This window comes from Paenibacillus sp. LT-B23, from assembly GCF_059417685.1.
Genome location: NZ_JBSQBM010000002.1, coordinates 274,005 through 294,667, shown reverse-complemented (window position 1 = coordinate 294,667; position 20,663 = coordinate 274,005). Strand labels below are relative to the sequence as shown.

Here is a 20,663-nt window from a genome sequence, read left to right as displayed (position 1 = left end):
ACCAGCCTAGCCGCTGGTCTTTTTTTGCTATATTTTGTTGATTTTTGATTGCTAAAATAGCGATCCATATTTCCACATTCCATCCTAAAATGAGATACATTAGGAGGGAATGCGCTATGAATACAGATGAAACGTTAAATCAACAGTTGGAAGATGCCCGGCAACGATTGCATGATCTGTACAAACAGTATGGTTTCGGACATGCCTGTGTGCTTGAACAGTCTATGTTTTTGGATGAACTGATTAATCAGTACAACCGTATGTTTCAGACCAAGAAGCTGACCCAACTGATATAACCCAACATCCTCATGCTTTCAGAGCCACATCACCTACATTGTTTTTCTTGCCTTAGCATGACGCCTGGTTTCGTTCAAGTAAATAAAACAGATGCCGTTTATGCAAAACTATTCCTCCTCTCATCTAACTAATATAATCATTCTATATAATGGCTTTTTTAAAAGAAAAATACATTAACATGTCATAAAATGTAATTAATTTTGGAGTGATAAGGTAAGAGTTAATGCACATATTAATTTCAAAAACCAACCAATGACCAATAAAACCTATCCTTTGACCTAAAGGAAATGGCAATGCAAGCTTGTTAAAAGTTTGTGAGGTTAGCTATCTAGGAGAGGGGATTCATTTATAGAGGATTATTGAACATTTGCGTAGAAAAACAGAAATCGTGTGATATAATTATTATTGTAATAATTACCAATGATAAAAAATTATAATAACAATGCAATATATTTATAATGTGATTTCATATGCAATTTTCTTCACTCTACTTTTTGCTCGATTACATAAGATTACATACTCACATGTTTATTAGCGTTGTTAGTTGCTTTTTTTGAGTTTCTATGCAAAAAAAGTTTCTATAAAATAATATTATTTGGAGGGATTTCTTTGAAAAAGAAAAGTTTTGCGTTGATTGCTCTATCAGTAGCTCTATTTTCTGTTCCAGTTGTATCTGTTGCAAATGCTGAGGTAACTAATTCTAATATTGCTGTTAGTGAGTCAGCTACTTCACAGCCCGAAGTAGTTAAAGCCTACTTAACTACAGATAGTGGTTTGGAAGAAATTTCGTTAAATGAGTATCAAAAACTTCTTTCTCAAGAACAGCCACAGACAGTCACAGCTCAAGTTTATGATGGCGGAAATAGGATTAGTCCAATGGCTGATACTGGCCTTGACTTTGTTTCTAAGCGTAAATTAATCCAGTCCGTATATTATCCTCAACAATTACAAGTAGCTATGAAAAGCGATGTAACTGACTATATTAAAAATAAAAGCAAAACTACCACAGTAACCCAAACGGTAGGTTGGTCAAAAAGTTATACGTGGAGTGCGAATATGACCGTTTCCACTAAATGGAATGACGCAGTAACTTCAGTTCTAGGAGGTGGCTGGTCAACTACTGACTCCTATACTTATACTAGTTCTCTAACTGTTAAGCCTGGATATCAAGCGAAACTACAATTTACCCCTTTTTATAAAGTAGTTACAGGAGACCTAGTTGGTTATAATTATGTGGATACGGTATTAGAGCGCATCCGTAATGTTACCATCAAAACCCCTGTTAAACTTGCGGGTGGTAAAGTACAAGGTGTAATCACTGTAGTAGAAACAAAGCTATAGTAATTAATTGATAATGTAAAAGAAGAAGGACTAGTCCTTCTTCTCAGAGTGTCGAGAAAGTCCAGAGGACTTTTCGACACTTCTATTTTTATATGGGGAGACGCATCTTTTAAAACAAAAATCGATTTAAAACGATCTGAGGACCCTAGTTTTTAGACCACTAAGACAGTTTTAAACCCCCTGCAGAAAAACAGGGGGTTTCTCGACAGCCTGAGAAGGACTAGTCCTTCTTCTTTTTTTTAAAATATTCATATTCACTTACAGCTAAGTAAGCTACTCCAATAATCAAAGCTATTACGGCAAAAACTTTTAGAGAATCAAACGTTACATTATAATTAGGATTTAACGTTCCGGCTCCTATAATTGATGCACTAAGAAAGTAAGAAGAATACAACATAGCAGATATAAAACAAAATATTGTTCCTATCGCGGCCCTATTCATTGTTCATCCTCCTTTATAATATTTTGAAATCTTCCTAAAAAATATAAACGTGATTATTATAATCCAAAAGGTTACACACATCAACTTTTGGAGATTATCAATAGTCCTCACACCTATTGACCCTCTCAATCATCCTGACAGAATCAAAACGAAGGATGGATTGTTTGTAAAAAAACTTCAGCCAAAATGAAGTAGTTTATGGTCAGTCAACAGATGAGGAAACGCAAGAGAGGATCATCTACAAGAAAAAGATGGAACCTTGCTACTGATTGATCTCATATACCTGAAAGATACATTAAGTCATGACTTAATATTTTGGCCAACACGGGAGACCAAAGCTGGTAAAACAGAAGCTGTGTTGCAAACTTTTAGTGAAACCATGCTCACGTGACGACTCTTCCCTTCTTCTGTGAAAATCTAAACGCTCAGATCTGAGCTATACCCGTTGTTCTATTTCTCTGGATGACCTACTTTTTTCATCATGATCCTTCCAATAAAAATAAATACAAAGAACAATTAAGATCAGTGGAAATAAGTAAAAAGCATCATTAAATCCTGCGGAATGGGTGACTCTTAAATAGTATAAAAGCCAAAACATAGACATGCTTGATATTAAAGCAATGGTACCGCTTAGGGAATACATGTATCTCTCTCCTTTATGAAGTGTGATAAAACGCCTGTAAAACAGATGTGAATGTTATCATTATAATGTAAATATATGACCAGAAGGGAATATCATGAAAAAAATAGCGATTATTATTGCTGCTTTACTGCTTTTTGTTGTAGGTACACCTAACATTTACGCAGCACAAAATGATGCAGCAGTACCTCATCCTGATAAGATTTCGGCGAATACATCCACTAAGGCGACCCGAGATACTGGTACAACAACTACTGGTGACCATGTCATAACTCCTCAGAACGTGGGGAATTCTTTTAACTTTACTGTAGGGGGAAGTGCAACTGCACCAGGTAGCTTCGAGGTTCCTAAGGGGTTTGGGCATGTTAAATTGCGCATTAGAAATTATGCTAATGCCCCGGTTGATTTTACTGTACAGCACAACGATTCAGGTAAAGTGTATGTTGACGGCAAGACAATCAGCAAAAACAGTGAAACAGTTTGGAGAAGTACTGATGCGGGATTTTCGGACGGTTTGCGTTCTGGACGATATACAATTCAGTTCCGGGGTGGTACAAACAAAGTTAATGTGGAAATTTGGGGCGTAGCCGGTTCATTGCCTTCGGACGCAAAATAATAACTGACCTAAACAAAGAAAGCTCTGGGCCTCAGGTCTGGAGCTTCTTTGCTAAAGTGAATGTTAAATGTCTGTTTAATAGAGAAAGTGTTCATACTGTCTATAATATATATTAATTTCAAAAACCAACCAATGACCAATAAAACCTATCCTTTGACCTAAAGGAAATGGCAATTCAAGCTTGTTAAAAGCTTTGGAGGGTTAGCTATTTAGGAGAGGGGATTCATTTATAGGGGATTATTGAACATTTGCGTAGAAAAACAGAAATCGTGTGATATAATTATTATTGTAATAATTACCATTGATAAAAAATTTATGTATAAAGGTGCCCAAGATTTTAATGAAGGCGAGCTTACGCATGATTATACATTCCTATTCTTTCAGTAATGGATGGGATTTGTCACTCCTATTGACTAGTCACATCAGGAAATGGGTTTACAAAGTAATTAGAATGGATGTGTGGCTGTGAAATTCAAAGCAACAACTTGTGGGCTCATTATCTTGGCAGTAAGTGCTAGTGTATTAACTGTTGTTATTACAAATAGTGTGCTTGCTGGTCACGATACTCCTATTCCAAACGAAAGCGTTACTTACGATCCTGTTCCCCCTGCTGACGTACTAGACAGACTTTATCATCCTGATAAGATTTCGACAAAGGATGGATTGTTTGTAAAAACGCCTCAAGCTGAACAAAAATTCAGTCAAGATGAAGTGGTGTATGATGGTTTAAAGACTACTGATAAAACTAAAGCGATCATTCAATATGACGCTACTTATATCAAGGAAGAAGATAACAAGTAAATTTGTGTCCAGAAGGCGGCTCCATTGGGTTCATCTTCGATGTTAGGTTGGTATGACATGTCCAACAGACGTGAGATTCGTGAAGTCGTTTGTCATGAGCGATCGGGAGGTCAGCAAGAAAAAGATATAAGAGGAAGTGATGAATAATGAGTAAGCGTAAAATTAATATTATTTCAATAATTTTAATTGTCTTAGTGGTAGGTATTCCGAGTATTATTTATTTATTAGGTTTGAATACATCATTTCAAAAAGTTGTACTAGATCGCATAAATGTTGGGGATATTACTTCGCTTTATATTATTAAGGATTCATCAACTGGAGATATTAAAGATGCTGTTGTTACTGATAAAGATGAAATTAAGAAAATTATGAATGAATTCACCAACGTGAAGTTTAAAAAATCGGATAGTATTACATCTTTAAATGATAATTACACTATTAGAGTTCGAGTAAACGGGGAATCCAGGTTTATGATTACTATCTGGAGTAACACAGATATAACTATATTTGATAAAGAAGCCAAGTATTCAGCTTATAATTATAAGGTAACTAATAAGCTCGACTATGAATCGCTTGATAAAAATCTTGAAAATTTGCTCCATTAAAGATAATTTAGGGATGAAACTAATTTACGAGTCTGTGAAATGTAGAAGACAGGGGGAGAGTTTCCCCCTGTTATTTAATGATTATACAGCGCAATTATTATATTTTTTATTTAAAATATTTCCCAACCGCTTCCAGCCACATGAGCTCTAACTGGTACGCCTTTGCCTGTTACAAAACGAATTACTGTTCCATCAGATAGAGTATATTCAAGAAATGGAAACTTGATTTCTAACATATCGTATCTCTTATTAAGTTCAAAGAACTCAAGACCATCAGCCATACCGTCATTTCCTTGTTGGATTAGACTTTCAAGTGCTTTACCTGAACTTCCAACAGCAAACAAAGATGCTACTATCGAAGTTACTCCTGCTGCGATTCCTACTGGTGTAGAAGCGACGAAAATAAGTCCTAAAATAGTGGCTCCAATTCCTGCCAACCCAGTTACCATTAAATTATAATCGGGATTATTTTTTTGGAACCCACCATTTCGATAAATAACCCTTTGTGCTGAACGCATTTGTGCTAGTTGACTTGCCGTTACAGTTACTGTTGAAGCATACTCACGTGTTCTTGCCATAATATTCAACCTCCAAAGTTTTTTTGTTTCAATCGAGTTGAGAGCTGCGCGCTTTAATTGCTCTTCATTTATAGGGTAATTCACATGGTAGTTTAACAACCTAAACGAAAAATCTTTCTATTTTGAACAAAATTTTTCGGAAATGGACATGGGCGAAAAACGGAGAAATCGGGAGAAAACGAGAGATCGGGCAGTCAGCCGTTTCTCTCGTTTTTTGTATTGTTCCACGGCAGGCTAATCGGCGCTGAAGGCCAAAAACGGCCGTTTTTGCGGATCGGAAGGCCAGACATATGCACAAAATGCCGGGTTTTGGACACATGTCTGGGGGATCGTTCGGGTTTTCGGCGTAAAACGAGCGAAATGAGTTTCTAGGAGATCCGGACAGATTTTAGAGTAAATCCGAACGATTAATTTGAGGTTTAATATGGAATTAAAGAATATTTTTACTTCTTCGGCACTATTTTTTGTAGAAACAATACATGGAATATTTTGGCATAATGAGATGGTAGCTTTATCTAAATTTAAGGAGGAATAATCTATGAAAAAGAAAAATCTTTTTATTGCATCAGCCTTATCTGTTAGTTTGCTGGGGGCTGTTGCCATACCAAGTGCAATTTTTGCAGATTCAGACGTAAGTGATTCTGCGAATACATCCACTACGGCGACCCAAGATGCTGGTACAACAACTACTGGTGACCATGTAGTAACTCCCCAAACAATCGGAAATACTTTCGGCAGCAGTGTACAAGGAGGTGCAACTGTCCAAAGTTCCTTTGAAGTTCCTAAAGGATATGGGCATGTTAAACTTACTCTGAAAAATAATGCTAGCACTCCAGTCAAGGTAAGTTTAACGCACAATGAGTCAGGTAAAGTATATATCGATGGATCTACAACAATTTACCGTGGCCAACCACTTGTTTGGAAAAGTCCTGCTAAAGGTTTCGCAGATGGTTTGCGCTCCGGAAGCTACACCCTTCAATGGCGTGGTAGCAATAATGCCGTTGATGTGGAATTCTATGGAGTTGCCGATTCACAGCCTGGAGACCTTTAAACTTAGGCAAACCGGAGTAAAAAAAGAAAGCTTCAGACCGCTCATGAAGGCCTGAAGCTTTCTTTTTCTGTTTGTCAGGTCACTTTTTATTTATATCAGAAAAAATTGAGGATTTGGGAAATCTCGAAGACGCTACTACAAATAGAACTCACTAGAAACGAGCGAAAACACTCCCTATAACTATCAATTTTTAACTAAAGACTAGAAGAAAAATTCAGGAGGTTATTAAGATAAAAAATGGAAAAATTATTTTTCTCACATCTACCTGAAAGATACAAATGACTTAATATTTTGGCCAACACGGGAGACCAAAGCTGGTAAAACAGAAGCCGTGTTGCAAACTTTTAGTGAAACCATGCTCACCTACAAAAATCTAATCATTAAAATTTACACTCATTTCAAAAAATAAGAAAGCTAATTTTAAGTGACATGCAGAAAGCCCTAAAGTCTGTGACGACTTTCATGAAAAAGTATTAATTTTATGTAAGGAAGAAACCTACAAGGTTCTTCCTTTTTTTGTGGAAATCTAGAACGCTTAGATGAATCTGAGCTATACAATCTACTTTATTTCTCTGGATGACCTACTTTTCTCATCATGATCCTTCCAATAAAAATAAATACAAAGAAAAATTAAGATCAGTGGGAATAAGTAAAAAGCATCATTAAATCCTGCGGAATGGGTGACTCTTAAATAGTATAAAAGCCAAAACATAGACATGCTTGAGATCAAAGTTATAGTACCGCTTACTGAATACATGTATATCTCCCCCTTATGAAGTGTGATAAAACGCCTGCACAAACAGGACGCATATCATATTATGATGTAAATATACGACCATAAATGGAAATTTGATTAAGTATTTGTGATCAGGGTAGCAACTTTCTGATTTTTTAAAAAAGCGCCCTCATCCACATGGGACGAGAAGCGCTCTGCTCTCACGGTACCACCCAAATTGACCGGACAGCATGACAGATGCCATAGTTCTCCAATCCACCGAACCATTTGGCCCTGTGGTGTTTCAGTCTTCCAGTATATTACGGATGGCATCCAGCCCTTTGGATTGTCCCATGGCGAGCGGGCCTACAATTTCCGTATCCACGACATACATATGCTTGTTTCGGATAGCCTTTAGGCCATTCCATACTGGATTCGTCTCCAGCTCCTTCAAGCCCGTTGCCGTTTTTTTCGTGTAGTCTTCCCCGACGAAAATATAATCCGGGTCGATTTTGCTGATTCCTTCCAGGCTGATTTGACTATTATTCTCCATACTCTCCCAACCTTTGAAGCCCAGATGCTTGTAATAAGGCTCCATCCGTGGACCCGCAAAATAGTAGAAGCCTTTGTCCCATGTCATCATAAATATGGAGATTTTACCCTTTTGTCCTTTTTTCTCCAGGTCTGAAGCCAACTGGTTCAGCTTGTGATTGTAATCTTGAATGTACTGCTCCGCCTTTTGTTCTTCAGCGAGGGGGGCGGCTACTTTGGTAATCGTATCCTGCCAATTTTCCGATCCGGGGACAATAACCGTCTTTGCGATTTTGGAGAGCTGATCATATAAAGCCTCGTCCTGATCAGAGATAATAATAAGATCCGGTTGTAAGGCAAGAATGCGCTCCAGGTTAATCTTATCACCAAGATTTTGTATTTTATTCTGGCTGGTATACGGTTGGTATACTTTAAAGTTTTGCAGTGAAGACAAGCCTACCACCCCGGCTACAGCATCTTGTTCACCGATGGCAAACAGATGCTCAGCATATGGGAAGTAGGTAATGGCAATCCGCTTGGGTTTGGACTCGATGACGGTTTGGCCTTTAACGTCAGTAATTGTTTTGGGAAAAGCGGACGGCCCCTTGGAGGCTTCGGTAGATGGATTATCTTGTTTCCCTGATTCATTCGTCGCTGTTGCGGGTATTTTGGCAGAACCACAAGCTGCTGTCAGGACCAGCAGAACGGAGATTAAACAAGTAAAGGTTATTTTATTAAAAACGGACAAGATCATTCCTCTCACTCTAAAATGATAATGATTTTCATTATCAAATATTATAATTCGAATAAGTCCTTTTGAATATAGGAAATTACTCATCATAGCGGGTTGATATAATCCGGGTTTCGTTTTTGCGAAGGAAGGGGGCTATAATGCCTTTTTAATTTGATGTAAAATGTAATGATTACCAAAATGGACAGTGATGGAGGGAAACATGAAGGATTTGAAAGATCGTTTACATACGATCCGCCAAGAGCAGCACAAGCTGCTTAAGGAATACCAGACGTTAATTGCGGACTACGAAGCCTCGGATGTCATTCTGGAGAATGAGGTGCTACGGAAGAAATTTGAGGATGTTCAGGCCCGCTGCATTCGTCTGGAAGAGCGGGTACAACATATTGAGCAGGAAAATGGAAAGCTGCGCACGGCGCTGACGGAGCAAATGCTGAGCGAGAAGGCCAATATGATCCGTATCTCGCGTGAAAAGCTGGAAACCTATTTTGCTTCCAGAACAGCAGAAGGGACGAACCGATTGACTGCCTTTGAGTACGGGGCTAAAAATCGTGTAGACCAGCTTATTCAGCAAAGCACTCATGAGCTTAAAGAGGATCAGGACGAGATCGTCGCCAGATTGCGGCAGTTCTCGGAGGAGATCCGTGAGCGGATCATGGAGCAGCGCCGACGTTTCCAAGAGGCTGAGCAAAATCTGCTTCATCATACGGCGAACGGGCTGGACCAGCTTCAAGAAGAAGAAATCAGCGAAGAAACGATGCAGAAGCGCATGAAGCAGAATCAGTTCGAAATGAAGCTGGGCTTAAACTGGATCAACAAGCTGGGGATTTTGCTCATTATTTTAGGCGTTGGAGCTGCCTTTAAATATTCATATTCCAACTGGTTTACAGGAAATATGAAGGGAGTAGCCTTCTTTTTGTTAGGAGCGCTGATGCTGGGCGGCGGCGAATGGTTGTACCGCAAACAGAAGCAGACTTTTGCGCTCGGGATATTGGGCGGCGGTATTTCGGTGCTGTACGGGTCGATTTTTTACAGCTACTTTTTACTCGAAATTATAGGAATGTATACAGGCATTGGCCTGTCTGTATTGGTGACGGTGACCGCTGTGCTGCTGTCGTTAAGGTATGAATCCCGAACGATTTGCTCTTTTGGATTGGTAGGGGGATATCTCCCGTTGTTTTCCTATATGGCGGCCAACGGGCTGGAAGGGAACGCGGTTTACATCGCCATGGGCTACCTGTTCCTGCTGAACCTGCTGATTCTGCTCATATCCTTCCGCAAACGCTGGGTCGTCGTGCAATATATCAGCTTTCTGCTGAATACGCCTCTGATGATTGTACTGGTATGGTTGTCGGATAGCACGGCTGCAAGCATGTTGTATGCAGTTATTACATTTGCAATGTACCTCGGGATGACGCTATGGGTGCCGTTCCAATTGAAAGAAAAGCTATCCTGGCTAGACTTCTCCCTGCTGGCTCTGAACACAGTCGTAAGCTGTGCCGTGCTGTACTCTCTGTTCGACGATGCGGGCCTGGATGATTACAAAGGCTTGCTGGCACTCGTCTTTTGCCTGGTATACGGGGGCTTGGCGCAATGGGTCAGCCGATTTATTCCGGAAGAGAAACAGACGAAGGTGTTATTTTATGCTACCTCCCTGACCTTCGCCATTCTGATGATTCCGTTCCAGTTTGGAGTCAAATGGTTGTCGATGGGCTGGCTAATCGAGTCCGTTCTCCTGATGTTGTATGGAAACCGTTATCGGTTGAAGGAATTGGAGCGGGCGGGCTGGGGCATTTTATTACTGTGTCTGGGCGCCTTCTTTTTCGTCGATTTTCCTATATATCTGCTGTCCGGATTTGAGACGGACTATTTTGGGCTTAAATATACGCTCATTACGCTGGGTATGCTGATCGTTACCGTCTTTTATGCGATTCAATTCAGCTGCCCGGATGCTTTCAAAACCAATCGTTTGTACGAAATGCGTATTATGCAAGGGTTCAAATATGTAGCTTTGGTGAACGTGTATGGTTATTTGCTGTATGAGGCCGGACATTGGTATAACATCGTCGTACCAGAAGAATTCACACATTATTCCTTTTACAAAGCGCTGTTATACACCTGCGTATCGCTGGTTTTGGCTTATTTCCTGCCTAAGGTGAAGCTGCTGTACGATCGGGTGATTAAATACTACAGCCTGGTTCTATACATCATAGGCTATGCGTTGGGACTGTTGGTTACCGTAGCGGTGCCGACCTTGCATGAAAATTACGCGCAAAATACGGTTGCTGATTATGTAGCGTTGGTGGTGCTTGTCGCCTTCAATGTACTTGTATTTTTCAGCAGCAGGGATTTCCTGAACGCTTTGATGACACGCCATTATAGAAGCACAGAGTTGTACCCGGTCATTATGGGTGTATATTTGCTGGGCATTATTACTGCCTTCCTCGGAGTTCAGTTCCGTCTGGGGGATGCAGGTCTCGCATTCAGTCTGGTATATCTATTGCTGTCGATTCTGTATATCGTATACGGCTTCCGCAAACGGGTTGTCTATATTCGCAGATTTGGTCTGGGATTAACTTTGCTATCGACAGGTAAGCTGCTGCTGTATGACCTGCATCTGTTAACGACAGGAAGCACGATCGTAGCTTACTTCTCCTTTGGTGTGGTATTGTTGGCGATTTCGTATATTTATCAAAAAGTATCTAACCGCATGGGAGAGGCCATTATAAAGAAGAATGTTGAAGAAGAAACGTAGTTTTTTGTAGGATTATGTAGATATCCGACAATATGAAAATAAATTTGATAATAGTGAAAAATATTGTATGTCCTTACATCCTACTTACGCTATAATGAGTAAAAATTATTCATGTACGCATGCTAATGTTTGCGGAAGTAGAGAGAATGAGGGGGATATAATGAATTTGAGCAAGGGGCAGAATAGCCTGAACGATAAAAATGAACGCTTCTCGTCAGCCGGGTTCATATTGGCAGCGATCGGGAGTGCGGCAGGGCTAGGTAATATTTGGAAGTTCCCATATATCACTGGACAATATGGCGGAGCTGCATTTTTCTTGTTGTTTATTGTCTGCCTGTTGCTGGTTGGTTTGCCTGTATTGCTGGCTGAGCTGGCGCTTGGTCGAGCGGGCCGAGGAAGTGCAGCTTCTGCAATGGTCAAAGTAGGCGGTCATCCGATTTGGGGCAAGATGAGCATCATGTTTGTTATCGTGCCGTTTGTTATTTTATCGTTCTATGCCATTGTAGGAGGCTGGACACTGCATTATGCTGTAGAGGCATTTAGCGGAAATCTGTTTTCAAATAAGGATTTTGCTGGACAGTTCGCTTCTTTTTCTTCCGGCTACGCTCCGTTGGTTTGGCTGTTAGTCGTTTTTGCATTTACGGCAGTCGTGGTTACCCTTGGAGTATCGAACGGGATTGAAAAGTTCAATAAAATTTTGATTCCTGCCAAGGTTATTCTGTTGCTCGTGTTAATGATAAATGCTCTTATGCTGCCAGGTTCTGGTGCGGGTGTATCCTTCTTTCTGAATCCTGACTTTTCTAAGCTTAGTATAGAGTCTGCATTGGTTGCTTTGGGACATGCCTTCTTCTCGCTCTCACTGGGGATGGGGATTATGGTCACGTACGGTGCTTATGTGGATCGTCGCCAATCGCTGGGTGGAGCCATGCTGGCAGTTGGTGGCGGGGATTTAATTTATGCGTTTATCGCAGGTATGATTATTTTCCCTACAACCTTCTCCTTTGGTATTAACCCGGCTCAAGGGCCGTCTCTGGTCTTTATTGCTTTACCGGCTGCGTTCTCTGCCATGCCTTTCGGCGCTTTCTTCGGCGGTTTGTTCTTCGTACTGCTGGCGGTTGCTGCATTAGGTTCTATGGTATCCTTGCTGGAAGTACCTGTAGCCTATGTTATGGAGCGGTTCCGTTGGAGCCGGGTTCGCTCGGTTATCGTCGTATCTGTCCTGTGCCTGTTGCTGGGTATCCCTTCTGCATTGTCCATGGGACTGGTTCCGGAATTAAAAGTTGGCGGCAAATCATTCTTTGATTTCGTAGACTTCACCGCGTCCAACATCTTCTTACCGTTAGGCGGTTTGTTGATTGTTATATTCACAGGATATTACTGGAAGACTGCGGCTGAACATGCGAACATCAAACCCTTCTGGTTCCGCGTATGGTTATTCGGTCTTCGGTATGTTGCACCGATCCTGATGTTGTTGGTATTCCTGCATACCTCAGGCATCATTAAATTTTAAGCTCAAATCAACAAAAAGGCATTTTCTTCCTAAGGGAAGAGATGCCTTTTTTTGTATATCTATCAGTGGTTACCTAACTGTGGAAAGGAGTGATATAATAAAAACATTGTCATTAATTTTAACTTCATTGAAATCATTACGAATATGAAGTTCTATATAATGAACGAAAAGGCTAAAGAGCATCGTACAAAACGATGTGCAGGAGAGGGAAAGGGCAGAAGAGAATTGAAACAGACAGGGAGCTTGAATTTGCATGAAGGATGGCGGCTGAAATGAAGTCTAATCCGTTGCCATCACAACGTCGGTATATGCCGGGTCTGGACGGATTAAGAGCATTAGCGGTTATCGCAGTTATTGTGTATCATCTGAATCCGGATTGGTTGCCGGGAGGCTTGTTGGGTGTAGGTGTTTTTTTTACGTTGTCGGGGTATTTAATCACGGATATTCTGGTAAGTCAGTGGGATACATATCATAGTTTCAAAATGAAAGATTTCTGGTTGCGTCGGGCCAGAAGGCTGCTGCCTGCCATGCTGACGGTTGTAGCTGTTATTGTCCTGTGCTCGTTGCTTTTCGATCCGTCACGGCTTGCAGCCTTGCGTGGAGATGTGCCTGCCGCATTGGTATATATGAGCAACTGGTGGTTTATTTTTCATCAGGTATCGTACTTTGATAGTTTTGGTCCGCCTTCGCCGCTGGGACATCTGTGGTCGTTGGCAGTGGAGGAACAATTCTATATCCTGTGGCCGTTGTTGCTGGCGCTTGGGCTGAAATACATGCCCAAGCGTATTGTGCTCGCAGGCTGGGTAACTTGCCTGGCGTTGATCTCTGCGCTGCTGATGGCAGTAATTTACGTGCCGGGAACTGATCCGAGCCGGGTGTATTATGGCACGGATACGCGTGGATTCGCCCTGCTGATCGGTGCCGCGCTTGCCTTGGTATGGCCTAGTAGCAAGCTGAAAGGGCAAGCGTCTGCCAAGGCACGGTTGCTGTTGGACGGCATTGGGGCTGTTAGCCTGCTACTGCTGTGTCACTGGGCATGGGCCTCGAATGAATATGACCCTTCTTTGTATCGGGGTGGCTTACTGGGCATAGCTTTGGTCACTGCTATTGTGGTCGCAGTGTTAGCGCATCCGGTGAGCCATCTGGGGAAGCTGCTTGGACTCAAGCCGCTGCGCTGGATCGGTGCCCGTTCCTACGGGCTATACCTGTGGCATGTTCCGGTTATCACCCTGACGACACCGCAGGTGGATACCGAGGGTGTGCATGTGCTACGAATCATTTTACAACTATTAGCAACGGTACTGCTGGCTTCCCTCTCCTTTAAATATATCGAGGAACCGATCCGTCACGGAGGATTCCGTCGCTGGGTTGAAGGAATCCGTACAGCGGTTCGCAGACAGGCACGGTGGAGGTGGATGCCCGCAACCGCGGCATCTATGCTTTTTATAGGAGTTCTTGCAGGCACCATTCACCTGTACGTGGCGTCTACTGACGCAACCACGCAGGCAGCAGCGGCGAATGAAGAGAATCCAAGCGGGAAGACGAAGGCGATGCCGCCGCTTCACGGAACCGTATCCGTGGCTTCGAAGGAGCCGAAAGCCAAGCCGCAAGTATCCGGGGGCAACAACGTGCAGGACGAAACTAAGGTCCAGGCTCTAGCCCAAACGCCAAAGAATACGGAGACTAAAGCTGACACTACGGATGGGACTAAGGTTCAGTCGGGTACTTCGATTCAACAAGCTACGCCCAAAGCAGATGATGGCTCAGGTGTGACCGCGATTGGGGATTCTGTCATGCTGGATGTGCAGGCGTACATTCAGCAAGCTTTTCCAGGCGCGGTTGTAGACGGGCGCATCGGACGACAGATGGCGGAAGCGCCTGCCGTGCTGGAGCAGTTGAGACAGAATGGACAGCTGGGGAAGACAGTCATTATTGAGCTGGGCACAAACGGCGCTTTTACCAAGGATCAATTGACTGATTTGCTCGCCAGTCTGAAGGATGCGAAGCGTATTATCCTTGTGAATACCCGTGTCCCCCGTCCGTGGGAGAGCATCGTGAACAGGCATCTTGCAGAAGCTGCGTCCCAGGATGCACGGATTACGATGATCGACTGGTACGGAGCAAGCTCTGGCAAAAACTCGTATTTTGAACATGACGGAGTTCATTTGAAGCCCAAAGGCGCCAAAGCCTATGCATCTTTGTTGGCTCAGGCTTTGACGAAGCCATCTTAAATAGCAATCGTTGTCAGGTAGCTGTGATGCGCAAATATCACGGCTCCTTTTTATTTTTTATATTTTTGTCACTACTATTCTAATTTTAGAAATCGGGTAGTGAAGCGGGTTTTCGTTGGTGTGACAAGGATCGACGGAATATGACAATTTTCAGGGAATTTCACTTGTGATTTTTGAAGCCTAAAGGGTAACAACTCTTTGCTATTTGGCTACAATTTCTCAATTTTCATTCTACTTATTTATGGTAAGGTTACCTAGACAAACATGCCTGATTTCGGGAAATATTAATTGTGGTGGGGGTACATAAGCTAATGGAAAAGAGTTACACACATAGCAGGACAAGAGAGCATCGCTTGAAGAGAAACAAAAGAAGATTGCTATTCGTTGCTATTTTATTATTCGTGATCGGTTGTGTTACGCTCATTGTGCTAAAGGTGTCAGATAGCAAACCACCAGCCCAAACACTGGAGCAAGCTAAAAAAACAGATACTGTATCCAATGCCAAACCAACAGGTAAACCGACTGCCGAATCGAATGGTAAAGCAGCTTCACATAAAGACGACACCGGAGTTGAAGATGGCGCCTTTGTTGAGAAATATTTAAACCAACAAATGCTGGGGCAGAAGCCTGACGGAGCAGACGGTAAAAAAGTAGCTTATTTATCTTTTGATGATGGGCCATCCGTGACGGTGACACCTCAAATATTAGATATTCTGAAAAAACAGAAGGTAAAGGCAACCTTTTTTGTCGTAGGCAAGGAAGCCGATGAAAATGAACATACGAAGAATATCATTAAAAGAATTGTTGCAGAAGGCCACGCTATAGGAAACCATACGTATTCACATAACTATAAGTATCTATATCCCCACAAGGCTGTAAGTACAGACAACGTTATGAAGGATATTGAAAAGAACAATCAGGTATTAAAAAGCATTCTGGGACCGGACTTCTCGACAAGAATGATTCGATTCCCGGGAGGCCACATGACGTGGAAGAAAAAAGATCCCAAGGGTATGGCCGCATTAGATGCAGCTTTACTAAAAAAGGATTACCACCAAGTGGATTGGAATGTATTAACTAAAGATGCAGAGGGACGACACAAGAAAGCGGCCGGACTCATAAACCAATTCATAAAGACTGTTAAGGGTCGAGAAAAAGCCGTGATCTTAATGCATGATACCTATGGCAAGGAAGAAACTGCAAAGGCTTTGCCGGTCATTATAGAATATTTAAAAAAACAAGGATATGAATTTAAGATTATGAAGTGAATATATGTTTAGACTGCTTCCTTTTCGAAAACTACCTTTGCCGGTTCCAGAGAAAATTTCTATGAAGAACTCAAGCGTTCCTTAAAAAGCTGAAAACTTAGATTTCAAAGAAAAAATGATAGATAACAAGAAAAAGGACGAGGGCCATTGGCCCCGTCCTTTTCTGTTATAGAAGGTATACAAATCATCCGCTTTAGAGCTGTTCCGCTTCAGCCATCGCCTGAATGAAGGCTCCGATACCTTTAGGATCGTTCGTCACAATCGGCTCGCTGATATAGTAAGCGAAGGTACCGTCCCGCCGATCTTTACCGCCCAAACCGCTTACTTGCACCGTTTTGTTCAGATTCACGAGTCCTTCTTCGGTAATCGTGATAAATTCATCAATAATGCCTTTACGGATGATTTCTGCCTCTTGACGATAATGCTCTGGCAGATAACCTTTGCGAACGCCTTTGGCGATAGCATAGAGAATCATGCAGGAAGCGGAGGCTTCTAAATAGTTGCCTTTCACATGGCCCAGGTTGAGCACCTGATAAAAGACTCCACTTTCTTTATCACGTACTTTCAGCAGAGCTTCCAGTGTTTCCGTCAGCATATCGAGCAAGGCAGGGCGATCTGCGTGATCTTCTGGAATATAGTCCAGCACGTCAACGAGTGCCATAACGAACCAGCCGATAGAGCGTCCCCAAAAGTTCTTGGAGCAGCCTGTTTGCGGGTTGCACCATGGCTGTTCAAGCTTCTCATCCCAAGCGTGGTAGAGCAGGCCCGTTTGAGGATCACGCGTATGTTCGTAGCAGAGCTTGAATTGTAAGGTAACATCGTCAAACTCTGACGGATCTCCAAATTCGCGGATAAATTCAGCGTAGAACGGGGCACCCATGTACAAGCCGTCCAGCCAAATTTGATACGGATAAATTTGCTTATGCCAGAATGCGCCCTCGCTTGTGCGAGGGTGTTTTTCCAACTGACTGCGTAATTGGTAAGCTGCCTTTTTATATCGTTCGTCTCCTGTGGCACGATACAGAGAGAAGAGCAGCTTTCCGTTATTCACGTGGTCAATATTGTACTCATCTACTTTATAGCGCTGAATCACGCCATTTTCGTCAACAAAATGATCCATATGTTTTTTTACAAATTCCATATACTTGGAATCGCCTGTCAGTTTGCCCACCCATTCCAGGCCTCTGTAAATAACGCCGTGGTCATATTCCCATTTTTCGTAAAACTCCGGACTCCGCTGTAGAACAGAATCGCTCATACGTACAGCCCAAGAATCTGTTTTTGTAGGATTGGTTGTTGGTTGTGATGTTGGATTTGCCATGATACAGTCACCTCTATGGAAAATATTTGATTTGTAATTGTTGTTTGTGCTTACATGGAAGGCGTATGTGATTTAGGGTCCGCAGGTTTGTTCTTGAAACCTACATTATTGTTGCCCCAGCACCGGTCGTAAGTGAAACCTGTCAGATCCTCGAATACCTTTCGAGCTTCCGGTTTGGCTGACTTCATGGAGCCACCGTTTTTGAGACGATCAATTTCGGTAATCAGCTTCTTGTGGCTGTCGATATCCAGCTTCATCACGACAGACGCAATCATACCGATGATCGCCAAAACGATGGTTCCAACGACGAGCACGTAAAATATAGCATGCTGAGCTGCGACCGGCTGACTATCAGCCCCGGATACGAATCCGAAATGCTGTAACACCCAGCCAAGTATGAAGACGACGACAGCTCGCACCATTTTACCTGCGAAAGTCATCATACCTGCATAAATTCCTTCCCGGCGACGGCCAGTCAGTGCTTCATCTACATCAGCAAGGAACGTATATTGATTCCAAGGAATATAGTAGACCCCGCCTGTACCAAGACCCATAAACAGTGTGATGACATATAGCCATACCATCGTATTGGAGGCTCCCGTTATATAGAGCAGGCCGTAACCCGCTACGCTAAAGCAAACGACGACGAGTGCGGCGATAAAAGGCATACGGAACCCTTTGCGCACACAGAACTGGATGAAGAAATAGGTGGAAATTAATTGAATGACAGAGTTAAAGCTGTTCAGATTAGATACCATCTCCGAGCTTTGGAACAGGGAGAACACAATAAAGTACGTAAAGGCAGAAGTGAACAGCCACTCGGCTGAAAAGCCGCCCAGATACATGCCCAGATGATGACGGAACGTCTTCACCCGGAAGGTCGAGGAAATATCAATAAACAGCTTTTTCATGGAATCTATAAAGGAAAGCGGAGCTTCACCTTCCAGTTCCTTTTGCAGCTCCTCCGTAGGGCGTTCCCAAGAGTTTTTGTACAAGAATGCCATCGCAATGAGCAAGATACCTGCAAACACGAGTCCGGTATAAAAGAAGGGCAATGGAGAGTCTTTCCCATACTCAGCGATAAAGCGACCTGGGATAAAAGCGGCGGCAAAATTGGCAATTTTACCGAACATGGCCTTCCATCCGGTCAATCTGGAGCGCGCGCCGAAGTCCCGGGTCATCTCTGAGGCGAGTGCTTCATAGGGCACCATGACAGAGGTATACACCAGTTCAAACAGCACGTACGTACTTAGGTAATACCAGAAACCCAACCCATCTACCCAAAGCAACGGATATACGAGCATCAGTGGAATACCCATCATAATGAAAAAACGGCGTCTGCCGAATTTACGGCCCAGGCGGGTTCGATGAAAGTTGTCGCTAATAAAGCCCATGATCGGATTGCTGACTGCATCGATGATGCTGGCAACGGAGAAAATGGCTGCGGCCTGAACGGGAGACAGTCCGCAAAAGGTTGTATAAAAGTACATTAACCATGCGCCACTAATAGCAAGTGCACCGCTTCCCAGCATGTTGCCGCTTCCATAGGCGAGTGTATGTTTCATTGTGATTTTTCGTTCCATGATCTGTTCACCTCATATTTTGTCTGGTTATGAGGACTATCACCGGTCGCTATATTATGCAGTATGTCTATGTTGGTAGATGGGCCAGGGCGTCCTGATTGGGTGGGGCTTTTAACGTGCCCCTATATTGTTGCCGCTCGGAGTGCCCGAGCCGATCAGATCGCTTCCTGAAGCCAGCTTGAGGAAGTTACCTAGCTGGATGGAACCGTCTGCACTTCTAGTAACGGAAGGAACGAGACTGACAAAGTCAGCGGCGCTGGCGAGAAGACCTTTGGCATTGGTGCTTTTTTTGCTTTTCCACCAGACGTTAGAATTATCTTGATCGGTTCCACTGGTCTTGTCACTGGCAGTTCCTTCAAAGGAAAGATTGTTAATGAACACGTGTTCCCCCTTGTCAAAAGCAAAATTGCTTTCGCCATTGCTCCATGAGGTATTATTAGTCAGGGTAATGGAGCCGGGGTTGCTATTGTAGGTAAAGCCATGCTTTTTGTTCTGAAAGGCAATGCTGTTCTTCACGATATGGTTGACCTTGATTTTGTCCCCGCCCAGCTTAAAACCATTGCCGTCACTGTTAGCGGTAGACGTTCCGTCAGAAGTCTGTCCGTTGTGGTGGGCGACACTGTTCAAGATCGTTACCGCTCCGATAGGACCCGTTTCCGTTTTGGTGTACAAATCCCAGCCATCGTCTACGTTGTACGCAGCCAGGCAGTTATCGAATACATTGCCTGATCCTACGGTCAGCTTGGCGGCAAATCCGTCGGCATCCTCACCGTTATCAGGATCAGCATTATCATGAGAGTAGGAGTTCAAGATTAGGTTGTTTGAAGGCCATTCACTGTTAGCGGCTGTAGTGGAATAACGTCCGAGTTGAAGACCGGTGTCCCGGTTATGGTGAGTTTCCACGTTTTCAATCCGGTTGTTGCTGCCGCCGATATAGATACCGTTATCCCCGGCACCCTTTACTTCAAGGCCTTTTACCAGCCAATAGTCTCCGAAAAGCTGGAGTCCACGGTTAGCGGAGCCAAAGGCTTGACCCGAAAAATCAAGTACAGGCTTTTCACTGCCGTAAGCAACCAATCCTTTGAGGGAGCCATTGCTGCCATTATTTCCATGCTGAACGGTAATCGTTGAGGAATAGGCGTAGTTGCCTCCGCGCAGGTAAATGGTTTTACCAGGAGCAATTTGTGTAAGTGCCGCTTCAAGAGTAGTAGGACTGGATATGGTGCCTGGATTGGACACGTTACCATTTGGCGCTACATACAAGTCGCCTGCCGCCAGTGTGGTGGAGATAGCAGATGAATCCGTTGCACTGGCAGCCTCTTCTGAAAGGGAAGAAGAAGGAGCATTGGATGACGTATCTGCGTAAGCGGTTCCAATAAGAAAAGAAGAAGCGAAAACAAAAGAAACACCGAGCCTCAGAGCGTTAAACCCGTTTTTTGGACGTTCATTGCGTTTAAACATGTAAATTCCTCCTTATTTTCATCTTTTATTTTAAAAGAAGATAGCACTATAAAAGCGACTTATGCTGTCTTTCATGTGAAACGAAGACACCTCCCTGGGTGACGAATTAACTGGCATATGTCCAAAACGCTCTAAGAAGTATAAGCCCAGTTTAATATATGTTAAC

The 20,663-nt window shown here is 42.9% G+C and carries 16 protein-coding genes; 10 read left to right on the top strand and 6 right to left on the bottom strand.

Annotated elements, in window-relative coordinates; translation table 11 throughout:
- Positions 1-116: 116 nt before the first annotated feature.
- Together ACWXW9_RS03965 and ACWXW9_RS03960 are read left to right on the top strand one after the other, a co-directional pair.
- On the top strand, positions 117-296 hold the full coding sequence (locus ACWXW9_RS03965; protein ID WP_044644219.1) for an aspartyl-phosphate phosphatase Spo0E family protein: 180 nt from the start codon (positions 117-119) through the stop codon (positions 294-296).
- Positions 297-906: 610 nt separating this feature from the next.
- The gene (locus tag ACWXW9_RS03960) at positions 907-1,638 is read left to right on the top strand and encodes a hypothetical protein (protein WP_430041624.1); all 732 of its coding nucleotides are present in this window, start codon (positions 907-909) and stop codon (positions 1,636-1,638) included.
- A gap of 220 nt (positions 1,639-1,858) precedes the next feature.
- Here the strand turns inward: ACWXW9_RS03960 and ACWXW9_RS03955 are convergent, their stop codons facing one another.
- Positions 1,859-2,080, bottom strand: a complete 222-nt coding sequence (locus tag ACWXW9_RS03955) for a hypothetical protein (RefSeq protein WP_494928366.1) — start codon at positions 2,078-2,080, stop codon at positions 1,859-1,861.
- 737 nt (positions 2,081-2,817) lie between these two features.
- On the opposite strand from ACWXW9_RS03955, the gene ACWXW9_RS03950 reads away from it, so the two are divergent.
- From ACWXW9_RS03950 to ACWXW9_RS03940, 3 genes are all read left to right on the top strand, one after another.
- Positions 2,818-3,336: a hypothetical protein gene (locus tag ACWXW9_RS03950; protein WP_494928365.1), complete on the top strand. Its 519-nt coding sequence runs from the start codon at positions 2,818-2,820 to the stop codon at positions 3,334-3,336.
- 465 nt (positions 3,337-3,801) lie between these two features.
- Positions 3,802-4,137, top strand: a complete 336-nt coding sequence (locus ACWXW9_RS03945; protein ID WP_494928364.1) for a hypothetical protein — start codon at positions 3,802-3,804, stop codon at positions 4,135-4,137.
- Between the two features lie 146 nt (positions 4,138-4,283).
- Positions 4,284-4,742 carry a hypothetical protein gene (locus tag ACWXW9_RS03940; protein ID WP_494928363.1) on the top strand — a complete coding sequence of 153 codons (459 nt, stop codon included), beginning with the start codon at positions 4,284-4,286 and terminating at the stop codon, positions 4,740-4,742.
- 110 nt (positions 4,743-4,852) lie between these two features.
- Here ACWXW9_RS03940 and ACWXW9_RS03935 read toward each other — a convergent pair whose 3' ends face one another.
- Positions 4,853-5,320 carry a hypothetical protein gene (locus ACWXW9_RS03935; protein WP_494928362.1) on the bottom strand — a complete coding sequence of 156 codons (468 nt, stop codon included), beginning with the start codon at positions 5,318-5,320 and terminating at the stop codon, positions 4,853-4,855.
- A 538-nt stretch (positions 5,321-5,858) separates the two neighbouring features.
- Here ACWXW9_RS03935 and ACWXW9_RS03930 point away from each other — a divergent pair.
- Complete coding sequence (locus tag ACWXW9_RS03930; protein ID WP_494928361.1) at positions 5,859-6,371, top strand: hypothetical protein; 513 nt, start codon at positions 5,859-5,861, stop codon at positions 6,369-6,371.
- 1,019 nt (positions 6,372-7,390) lie between these two features.
- Here the strand turns inward: ACWXW9_RS03930 and ACWXW9_RS03925 are convergent.
- A complete protein-coding gene (locus tag ACWXW9_RS03925; RefSeq protein WP_494928360.1) occupies positions 7,391-8,365 on the bottom strand; it encodes an ABC transporter substrate-binding protein in 975 nt (324 codons plus the stop codon).
- Positions 8,366-8,570: 205 nt separating this feature from the next.
- Between ACWXW9_RS03925 and ACWXW9_RS03920 the strand changes: the two genes are divergently transcribed.
- The 4 genes from ACWXW9_RS03920 to ACWXW9_RS03905 all read left to right on the top strand — a co-directional run bounded on the left by ACWXW9_RS03920 (position 8,571) and on the right by ACWXW9_RS03905 (position 16,132).
- Complete coding sequence (locus ACWXW9_RS03920) at positions 8,571-11,123, top strand: DUF2339 domain-containing protein (protein ID WP_494928359.1); 2,553 nt, start codon at positions 8,571-8,573, stop codon at positions 11,121-11,123.
- Between the two features lie 160 nt (positions 11,124-11,283).
- The gene (locus ACWXW9_RS03915; protein ID WP_494928358.1) at positions 11,284-12,633 is read left to right on the top strand and encodes a sodium-dependent transporter; all 1,350 of its coding nucleotides are present in this window, start codon (positions 11,284-11,286) and stop codon (positions 12,631-12,633) included.
- Between the two features lie 272 nt (positions 12,634-12,905).
- Positions 12,906-14,864 (top strand): acyltransferase family protein, encoded by a 1,959-nt coding sequence (locus ACWXW9_RS03910; protein WP_494928357.1) that lies wholly within the window; start codon positions 12,906-12,908, stop codon positions 14,862-14,864.
- Positions 14,865-15,175: 311 nt separating this feature from the next.
- Positions 15,176-16,132, top strand: coding sequence for a polysaccharide deacetylase family protein (locus tag ACWXW9_RS03905; protein ID WP_494928356.1), 957 nt, complete (start codon positions 15,176-15,178; stop codon positions 16,130-16,132).
- Positions 16,133-16,325: 193 nt separating this feature from the next.
- On the opposite strand, the gene ACWXW9_RS03900 is transcribed toward ACWXW9_RS03905, so the two are convergent.
- The 3 genes from ACWXW9_RS03900 to ACWXW9_RS03890 form a co-directional block, all read right to left on the bottom strand.
- Positions 16,326-17,453: a glycoside hydrolase family 88/105 protein gene (locus tag ACWXW9_RS03900; protein WP_494928355.1), complete on the bottom strand. Its 1,128-nt coding sequence runs from the start codon at positions 17,451-17,453 to the stop codon at positions 16,326-16,328.
- A 50-nt stretch (positions 17,454-17,503) separates the two neighbouring features.
- Positions 17,504-19,036, bottom strand: coding sequence for an MFS transporter (locus tag ACWXW9_RS03895; RefSeq protein WP_494928354.1), 1,533 nt, complete (start codon positions 19,034-19,036; stop codon positions 17,504-17,506).
- Between the two features lie 111 nt (positions 19,037-19,147).
- Positions 19,148-20,497: a right-handed parallel beta-helix repeat-containing protein gene (locus tag ACWXW9_RS03890; RefSeq protein WP_431085983.1), complete on the bottom strand. Its 1,350-nt coding sequence runs from the start codon at positions 20,495-20,497 to the stop codon at positions 19,148-19,150.
- Positions 20,498-20,663 lie beyond the last annotated feature (166 nt).